Raw genomic sequence first — 632 nt, forward strand, 5'->3', positions numbered from 1 at the left:
CGCCGCCTCTATGTGGAAAGAGATGCGCGAAGGCCGCTCCGCCATCGGCCCGCTCGCCAATTCCGAGCTTCATGACCTGGAGGGCATGACCGGCGCTGAGATCAAGGCGCTGCCCGAGCACGACATCAACCGGGGGCATCTCATCTCCATGGACCGCTTCAGCTTGCTCGCCGTGCTTGCAGCGCGCGAAGCCATGCGGCAGGCCGGACTTTCCTGCGACGAAGGGAATGCCCATCGCTTCGGCGCGACAGTGGGCGTTGGATTTACCGGTTCATACGCAACAGAACAAACTTACCGCTCACTGCTTTTGGGTAGCGCAATCCGTGCTGAACTCTTCACTGGAGTAAAGGTGATGCCCAGCGCCGCTTCCGTCCATCTTAGCTTGCGCCTCGGCTTGCGCGGGCCGGTGTTCGGGGTGACCTCCGCATGTGCCTCGGCCAACCATGCGATCGCCTCGGCGGTGGATCAGATCAAGCTGGGCCGGGCCGACGTAATGGTTTCCGGGGGCAGCGACGCACCCTTCGCATGGGGCGTGCTGAAAGCATGGGAAGCAATGCGCGTGCTTTCACCCGATACCTGCCGGCCCTTCTCCGCCGATAGGAAGGGCCTGGTGCTGGGCGAGGGTGCTGGCA

General features: G+C 63.4%; 1 protein-coding gene. It reads left to right on the plus strand.

Annotated elements, in window-relative coordinates; genetic code table 11:
* The coding region (locus EN738_RS34840) for a beta-ketoacyl synthase N-terminal-like domain-containing protein (protein ID WP_281034345.1) at window positions 1-632 on the plus strand (632 nt) is incomplete at both ends.

The sequence above is a fragment of the Mesorhizobium sp. M4B.F.Ca.ET.017.02.2.1 genome (assembly GCF_003998955.1).
Classification (GTDB): Bacteria; Pseudomonadota; Alphaproteobacteria; order Rhizobiales; family Rhizobiaceae; genus Mesorhizobium; species Mesorhizobium abyssinicae.